Source organism: Prosthecobacter sp. (genome assembly GCF_046154365.1).
Classification (GTDB): domain Bacteria; phylum Verrucomicrobiota; class Verrucomicrobiia; order Verrucomicrobiales; family Verrucomicrobiaceae; genus Prosthecobacter.
On the sequence record NZ_JBJXFV010000167.1, the window covers coordinates 44,413 to 52,266 of the forward strand.

5 protein-coding genes are annotated in these 7,854 nt (G+C 61.2%); 3 read left to right on the top strand and 2 right to left on the bottom strand.

Features of this window, described 5'->3' with window-relative positions; genetic code table 11:
• A complete protein-coding gene (locus ACKVY0_RS21665) occupies window positions 1-2,613 on the top strand; it encodes a tetratricopeptide repeat protein (RefSeq protein WP_409216938.1) in 2,613 nt (870 codons plus the stop codon).
• Here ACKVY0_RS21665 and ACKVY0_RS21670 read toward each other — a convergent pair.
• Entirely contained in the window at window positions 2,610-4,013 is a 1,404-nt protein-coding gene (locus tag ACKVY0_RS21670; protein ID WP_409216939.1) for a DUF1501 domain-containing protein, read from the bottom strand. The two genes, ACKVY0_RS21665 and ACKVY0_RS21670, sit on opposite strands and share 4 nt — an antisense overlap.
• 96 nt (window positions 4,014-4,109) lie before the next feature.
• Here ACKVY0_RS21670 and ACKVY0_RS21675 point away from each other — a divergent pair, with 96 nt between their 5' ends.
• Window positions 4,110-4,727 carry a Uma2 family endonuclease gene (locus ACKVY0_RS21675; RefSeq protein ID WP_409216940.1) on the top strand — a complete coding sequence of 206 codons (618 nt, stop codon included), beginning with the start codon at window positions 4,110-4,112 and terminating at the stop codon, window positions 4,725-4,727.
• Between the two features lie 10 nt (window positions 4,728-4,737).
• Here ACKVY0_RS21675 and ACKVY0_RS21680 read toward each other — a convergent pair whose 3' ends face one another.
• Window positions 4,738-6,894 carry a DUF1549 and DUF1553 domain-containing protein gene (locus ACKVY0_RS21680; protein ID WP_409216941.1) on the bottom strand — a complete coding sequence of 719 codons (2,157 nt, stop codon included), beginning with the start codon at window positions 6,892-6,894 and terminating at the stop codon, window positions 4,738-4,740.
• 328 nt (window positions 6,895-7,222) lie between these two features.
• Here ACKVY0_RS21680 and ACKVY0_RS21685 point away from each other — a divergent pair.
• Window positions 7,223-7,854: YebC/PmpR family DNA-binding transcriptional regulator (locus ACKVY0_RS21685; RefSeq protein WP_409216942.1), on the top strand; the 632-nt coding region annotated here is incomplete at its 3' end.

Here is a 7,854-nt window from a genome sequence, read left to right on the forward strand (position 1 = left end):
ATGCCCAAGCCACGCTTTCGTTTCATTGTCTCCGCCCTCCTGATCCCCGCAGCGCTCTGCGCCGCAGGTCTGGAAGACGCGGCTGATTATGTCTCCGCCCGGCAGGCGCTGGCCGACGGGCTGCCTGGTGTCGCTGGCGTGAAAGCAGAGCGCCTGCTCAAGCAGAAAGGCTGGACGCGCGTCGAGACCCGCCAGCTCGCCACCTTTGCCGCTGAAGCCTGGACGCGTGCCGAGGCAGGCGGACGTGTGCTGGCATTGGCGGAGGCTTATGATCTCGACGACGAAACGTTCTGGCGCGGAGAAGCGCTGGTTTTGAACGGCGACCTGCTCGGCGCACGGAAAATACTGACGGAGGATGAACAGGCACCCCGCCAGGCCCGCACCCGGCTGCTGCTGGCGCAGATTCTGGCCGCGCTCGGTGAAAACGCCGCCGCCCATGCCGAAACCACACCGCTGCTGACAGCCACCGACGAATCCCTGCGCACGCATGCGCAACTGCTGCACAACGAGATCGACATCAACGAAGGCAAGACGGCAGCAGTGCTTCCCGCCGGAGCCGATGATGCCGCCAGCAACTACCTGCGTGCTCGTGCCCTACTACAAAGCGGGCAGATCATTCCCGCCCAGAACGTGCTGAAAGCCGTCCTGGCCGCCACCACCGGCGGTGAACGTCTGCATCAGGCCGCCATTCTGCTCGAAGCCGAAGCCTGGCTGCGGCAAAATCAGACCGCCAAGGCGCAGGATCATCTGCTTAAATTTCTCGATGCCACCGCCGACAGCCGCTTGTGGCTGGAAGCATTCGATCTGCTCGATCGTGCGCACCAGAGCCTCAAGGAGCCACGCACTCTGCCAGAAGCCGTGCTGCGCTGGATTTCCTCGGGCAACGCAGCGCAGCAGCAGCCTGATCCGTCTCCAGTTCTCGCTGCCGCCGCCGCTGATTTTCGCGGCCACGCGATCTACCTGACCGCGAAGTGGCTGGCCACCGAAAAACGCGATGACGAAGCCGTCAGTCTGCTTGAAGCACTGCTCCAGCTTCATCCCGGCCATCCGCGCCTCAGCGATGCGATGCGTCTGGCGATGGAAATCTATGCGGAGCACAAAATCGATGCCCGCGTGCTCGCGCTCGCCGAGGCGTGGCGCAAACAATTCAACAATGCCTCTGCAACAGTCGATTTCGCCGCCGGCAGCATTTTGTTCCGCCGGGGAGATCACCGCCAGGCGCTGCAACTGTTTCAAAACGCCGCCAACATCGCCACCACGCTCACGGAACGCCGCCGTGCGCTGTTCAATGCGGCAGTCGCAGCCATCCTCGCTAGTGATTTCACGCTCTACACCAGCCTGCTCGGCCAGCTCGAGATCGTGTCGAACGCCGCCGCTGTTGGCAAAGAAAGCAACGACTCCGCCGCCACGCTGGAACTCGAAAAAGCCCTGTTCTTGGCCGCAGGACGCAAACCCGAGGCGGAACTGGGACTGCGCGCATTCATCCGTGCCTATCCAAAACATCCGCGCTACGCCGACGCCTGCATCGCTTTGACCGAATGGATGCTCATGGCGGTGCCACCACGCATTCAGGATGCCCAGACGACCCTCGACAGCGCCACCGCCGCCGAACTCACTCCAGCGCAACGTCAACGCATCGACTACACACGGCTCTGGCTGCGCGATGCAGCGGGAGATTTGAAGACCCTCGTCACTGACGGCGCGGTGTTCCTCAAAATTTGGCCGCAGAGCCCGCTGCTGACTGAAGTGCGCATGAAAATCGCCAGTGCGTATTTCCGGCTCGAAGACTTTGCCAATGCCCGCACCGAGTTCGAGATCATCGCCCGCGATTACCCCGACACGCCGCATGCGGAGACGGCACTCTACTTCGCCGCCATGTCCGCCTCCTCAGTGATGAGTATGGAAGGCCGCACCCGCGCACTCGCGATCTGGGAGGAACTCGCGCAAAAAAATGGCCCGCTCGCGGTGGCCGCACGTCGGCAGCAGGCTTTGTCCGAACGCCTGCAAGGCAACCACGTCCCCGCTCTCACAGCCTTGGACAAGGTGCTGGCCATGAAATCGCTCGATCCCGAACAGCGCCGCATGACCGTCTGCGAAAAAGCGGAAGTGCTGCTGCTGCTCGGCAAAACCGAGCCGGTGCGCCTGGATGCCGCCGCAGATTTGCTCGATGCTTTTCTCTCTGACAATGCCCTGCCATTCATGTGGAAGGCCCGCGCCGGCTTCACGCTCGCCTCCGCACATCATGACGCGAAACGCGACACCGAGGCGCTCGAAGCCTGCTACAACGTGCTGCGTGCCGCCGACATGACACCGCCCGCGAGTCCGGCGGACTACGTGTGGTTTTCCAAAGCAGGCTTCTTCGGCATCGACCTCCTCGAAGCGGCTCGTCAATGGGAGCCTGCGGCACGTCTCGCGGAACAAATCGCCCAGCGCCCCGGTGATCGTGCCGTGGAAGCACGCGAACGTGCGACCAAAATTCGTCTCGAACACTTCCTCTGGAACGGTCCGGCGCCCACACCGCCCAAAGTGATAAAATTCGACGACAAAATCGAGGAAAAGCCCGCCTCAGCCGACAAACCAGCAGCCAAGAGCACGAAGAAAAAATCGCGTTAAGCGATCAAACCTCGCTTTACCTCGCCAAACACATCGGTGAGGCGGAAATCGCGCCCCGCGTAGCGATAGGTGAGCTTTTCGTGATTGAGACCGAGCAAGTGCAGCATCGTCGCATGCAGATCGTGCAGATGCACCTTGTCCTGCTCCGCCTTCGCACCCGTTTCATCCGTGCTGCCGTAGCGGATGCCCGGCTTGGCACCACCGCCGGCCATCCACATCGTGAAGCCCACGTTGTTGTGATCGCGGCCGTTGTTTTTGTTTAGCAGCGGCGGACGGCCAAATTCACCACCCCAGAGCACCAGCGTGTCTTCCAACAGGCCGCGCTGCTTCAAATCCGTGAGCAGCGCCGCCACCGGCTGATCCGTTTCGAGCGCATGCTGCGGATGACCTTTGAAAATGTCGCTGTGATCATCCCAGAACTCGTGATTCACCTGGATGAAACGCACACCCGCCTCCGCAAACCGTCGCGCCATCAAACATGCGCGTCCGATCTGATCGGTCGGCTTCCCATCGCCGATGCCATACATCTCCTGCGTCGCTACACTCTCCTGGTTGAGGTTCATCACCTCCGGCATCTCGCGCTGCATGTTGAAAGCCAGCTCCGCCGACGTGATCAAACCTTCCAGCGCCTCATTGCTGCCATCCTGCGCCAGTTTTTGCCGGTTCAACGACTGCACCAGATCAAGCTGCCGCCGTTGCGCTGTCACATCCATCCGCGCATTCTTCATGAACGGCAGTTGGATGTCTTTGAGTGATGTCGCGGGTGCAATCGGGCTCGCACCATTGCCGCTGTCCTGCCCGATCTGCGTGCCCGCGCACACGGACGGCAAAAACGCACTGCCAAACTTCACAGGCCCGCCGCCGGAGAAGGATGGATTGATCGTCACAAAGCCCGGCAGATTTTGATTCTCCGACCCCAGCCCGTAAACACACCACGCACCCACACTCGGCCGCGTGAAGGCAAAACTGCCCGTGTTCATCTGCAAAATCGCCTGCGGATGCGCATTGTGGTCCGTGTGCATCGAATTGATCACGCACAGATCATCCGCTTGCCGCGCGATGTTCGGCAGCAGATCGGAGACGAGCATCCCGCTCTGCCCGCGCGGCTTGAACGCCCACGGCGACTGATAAAACACCGTCGGGCTATCCTTCACCACCGGCTTGCCATGCTGCTTCGTCAGCGCGGGCTTGAAATCAAACGTGTCCACCTGCGACGGCCCGCCCTGCATGAACAAAAAGATCACCCGCTTCGCCCGCGCCGGGAAATGCGTCTTCGTCGGGACCAGCGGATTCACCAGCGCCGCCTGCGCATTGCTGGCGAACAACCCCTTGAGTGCCAGCATGCCAAACCCTGCGCTGGAGGCGCTGAGTAGTTGGCGGCGATTGAGCGCGGTGTGCATGACCGCTTGAAGAACGTGTCTCGCCCGTCACTTTTTGCGTTGCTCCGAATATGAAGCCGCTTGGCAGGCCGGTCATGCCTGTGGCATACTCGGTGCATGGGACAAGCGCTCGCCATCAAACACACCGCCGAGGAGTACTACCGCCTGGAGCGCGCCGCGCCACGCAAGAGCGAATTCGTTCACGGTGAGATCATCGCCATGGCGGGCGGCACTTCACGCCACAGCCTGATCAAGACGAACCTTCTTGGCGAGTTGCGCAACCGCCTCAAAGGGCGCCCATGCACTCCTTATGACAGCGACCAACGCCTCCGCGTGAAGGACACCGGCCTGCGCACCTACCCGGATGCCGCCGTGTACTGCGGACCGATGGAGTACGACCCCGAGGACAACCAAGCGGAGACCGCGACGAATCCCACGGCTATTTTTGAAGTGCTGTCTGACTCCACCGAGGCGTATGACCGTGGTGCGAAGGCCGCACACTACCGCCGCATCGCATCACTGCAGGCGTATGTGCTCGTTTCACAGAACATGCCCTTCGTTGAGATCTTGCAACACATCCCCGGTCAGGGCTGGCAGGTTAGCGATGCCGCCGGACTCGACGCCGTGCTGCGCATCCCATGCCTCGACATCGAACTCAGCCTCGCGGAGATTTATGATCGCGTGACCTGGGACGGGCCGGGACAGAGTGTTGTGCCGCTGCGTGTGGTTGAGTGAGGTTCCCTCCTCAATACACCGTCTGAAACTCCCCGCTTTGCATCACCGCATGGCAGAGTTGAGTCCAACCTTCGTCAGTGTCACCCGCAGCAGTGATGAAGCCGCGCAAGGCTTCGACCTCCTGATTCGTCGGCTGACGGCAGCAGGCCATCTTCCAAACATGCACGATTCGGGCTTCGAGCGTCATCCCAACGACTCGTTTCGAGAAGTTTTGCGCCTGCGTCATGACTTGATCGCTGTTCATCAGCAGCAGCGACTGCATGGGCGTGATGCTGGCGGAGCGGCTGCCGATGACGAGGCCGGGATCGGCGGCGTTGAAGCATTGCATCATCGGCAACTGCGCGCCGCGCACGATGGGCAGGTAGATGCTGCGATGCGTGGTGTCGTCCTTGAGATCGTTGAGGAAATGCTTTCGCCCCACCTCGCGCCCCTGCGGCGTGATCGCCTGCGCCTTGTCGGCAATCGGTGATCCTTCACGCGGTGTGAGATCGAGCGTGCCGCCGAGACAGAGAATCGCATCACGCAGCGGTTCAGCTTCGAGGCGCTTCCGATTCGCTCGCCAGAGCAGGATGTTTGAGGGGTCAATCACCTGACGACGGTTTAAGTGCTCAGTGCTCAGTGCCGAGTGCTCAGTTTTCTGAGAACTGAGCACTGAGAACTGAGCACTAATTTCCGAACTCATCTGGTAGCTCCGAGACATCACCAACTCGCGAATCAGACTCTTGATCGACCAGCCGTTCTTCACGAATCGCGCCGCCAGATCATCAAGCAGTTCGGGATGCGACGGCTTCACGCCATTTTTGCCGAAATCATCGGGCGATTCGACCAAACCGCGGCCAAACACATGCAACCAGACGCGATTCACGATCACGCGGGCCGTCAGCGGATTCTGCGGACTCGCAATCCAGTCGGCGAGTTGCCTGCGTCCGCTCTCCTTCGGCCCAATCGCGGCCAATTTGACCGGAATGGCCGACAACACGCCGCGTTTTACCGGCGCGAGAGGCTTCTTGACCTCTCCCTTGTCATAGACCGGGCAATCCATGGGCGTTTCGCCATCGCGCACGGACATGCCGAGCGGTGGCGGCGGCGGCGCGCTCTTTTGCTTCTCGGCGAGCTTTTTCTGCCACGTCGTCACGTCTTGTTCGAGCGCTCCGAGCACGGCCATTTTTTCCGCCATCTCCTTCGTCATCGCTCCGGGTTTCTTGGTGGGATCAATGCCGGCCTTGATCAGTTCTTCGCGCACCGTGCTGCGTTTTTTCGCCACTTCCACATAGTCCTTCTGCATGTCGGCGATGTCCTTTTCGTGCTGCTTCACCGCCGTAAGGCGCTGCATGCCGTCTTTGCCCAGTGGCATCGCCTCCCCCTCCTTGAGCACGTTGTTCGTTTGCACGCCGGAGAGGTTCTGCGTGCTGCGGAAGATGCCGGCGAGCGCGTGGTAGTCAGCGGTGGGGATGGGATCAAACTTGTGATCGTGGCAGCGCGCGCAGTTCGCGCTGAGGGCCAGGAAGGCATGGCAGGTCGCGTCGATCTGGTCATCGGCCACGTTCATGTCGTAGAGATCCTTGTCCTGCTCGCCGAGCGATTTCACGCCGACATTAAGGAAGCCGGTGGCAAGAAGCTGATCATCCCGCCGCACCTGATCGTTTGCGGGCGGCAGCAGATCGCCCGCGATCTGCTCGCGGATGAATTCATCGAACGGCGTGTCACGATTCAACGCACGTACGACGTAGTTCCGGTAACGCCAAGCCAGCACATAGGCCATGTTGCGCGTATTGCCGCTGGTCTCCGCATAGCGTGCCACATCCAGCCAGTGGCGGCCCCAGCGGGCACCGAACTCGGGTGAAGCGAGCAACTTGTCCACCACGGCGGCGAACTTCGACATTTCAAAACCCTCGATCTCCTCCAGCGACGGCGGCAGGCCGATCAAATCAAAGTACACACGCCGCAGCAAGGTGGCCGCATCCGCATCACCATTCGGTCTGAGATTTTCCTTTTCCAGCCGCGCCAGGATGAAATGATCCACGCGTGAGCGCGGCCAGTTCTGCTGCTTCACCGTCGGCAATGGCTGAACCGCGAAGGGCTGCAGCGACCACAGCGGTTCCGCCGACGGCACGGCAGCCGTCGCCAGTACGGGCAGGCAAAACCAGGCTATGAGGCGCGAAATCACTTCCCCAATACGCCCTCGCGGTCGCATTCTTGAACCGGCGCATGAAAAACATCTTGCCAGAACGCCCGCCATCCCGCACACTCCTCTCCGTTCCAGGTTCTCTCAACTTGGTGAACACTTGGTGTTGTCCCCGGCAGGTTTGCCGATGTTTCCCCGGCCCTCGCGCTGATGAAACGCGCCCACGCACTCGTTGCATGGCCGTCATTCCTCCTGGAGCACACCGCGGCAAGGCCGCTTCCCCACCCACATTTCCACCTCACCACCGCACGGATGACCGCCGTCATTGGCCGCTCCGTACGCTGTTTTCACCCGACATCGCTCTTCAATCATGGCCGGCCACAATAAATGGTCCAAGATCAAGCGTGGCAAAGCCATCGTTGACGCCAAACGCGGCAACGCTTTCAGCAAGCTTGCCAAAGAAATCACTCTCGCCGCGAAGCACGGCGGCGGCAGCCCCGACACCAATGCCCGCCTGCGCAGCGCCATCACCGCTGCGAAAGCCGCCAATGTCCCGAACGACAACATCGACCGCGCCATCAAAAAAGGCACCGGCGAGCTCGCCAGCGCCGCCCTCGAAGAGGTCCTCTACGAGGCCTACGCCCCCGGCGGCGTCGCCATGATGATCGAAATCGTCACCGATAACCGCAACCGTAGCGCCAACGACGTCCGCGTCCTCCTTTCCAAGAACAGCGGCACCTTTGCCGATAGCGGCAGCGTGGCCTACATGTTCCTGCGTCGTGGTGAAATCCGCCTCGACAAAGCCGCCGCCTCCGAGGATCAGCTCATGGAGGCTGCCCTCGATGCCGGTGCGGACGACATCGCGGACGAAGGCGATGACTGGGTCGTTTACACCCCCACAGACAAGCTCTTCCAGGTCGCCAATGCCCTGCGGGACAAAAACATCACCTCCCGCAGCCAGCAGCTCATCTACCAGCCGCAGACCACCGTCACCATCAGTGA

Excerpts from the sequence above, each read along its gene's own strand:
- ACKVY0_RS21675 (WP_409216940.1), top strand. The coding sequence starts at position 4,110 with ATGGGACAAGCGCTCGCCATCAAACACACCGCCGAGGAGTACTACCGC.
- ACKVY0_RS21670 (WP_409216939.1), bottom strand. The coding sequence starts at position 4,013 with ATGCACACCGCGCTCAATCGCCGCCAACTACTCAGCGCCTCCAGCGCA.
- ACKVY0_RS21665 (WP_409216938.1), top strand. The coding sequence starts at position 1 with ATGCCCAAGCCACGCTTTCGTTTCATTGTCTCCGCCCTCCTGATCCCC.